This is a genomic window from Sphingomonas sp. AC449, assembly GCF_979253475.1.
The window spans coordinates 1-231 of sequence record NZ_CEEDCZ010000118.1; the positions used below are offsets into that span (position 1 = coordinate 1).

Sequence of the window (231 nt, forward strand, 5' to 3'; positions counted from 1 at the left end):
CCGCGCAGCCGACCAAGGCGTTCGTCACGCCCGAGCAGGTCGCGGCCTTCGCGCTGTTCCTGTGTCGTGACTGGGCGCAGTCGATCACCGGCGCGAACGTATCGATGGATGGCGGGTGGACCGCCGCATGATCCGGTCGGCAGCGCGCGCGGCGGCGGTGCCGCTGCGCCCGGGCGGTCGCGCGTGGATCGCGGGAGTCGCCACCTGCACGCTGTTGGCGGGATGCGGCGG

1 protein-coding gene is annotated in these 231 nt (G+C 74.0%); it reads left to right on the top strand.

The window, feature by feature from the left end; translation table 11 throughout:
• Positions 1–131: SDR family oxidoreductase (locus AC0CH3_RS18050; RefSeq protein ID WP_465238151.1), on the top strand; the 131-nt coding region annotated here is incomplete at its 5' end.
• Between the last annotated feature and the right edge of the window lie 100 nt (positions 132–231).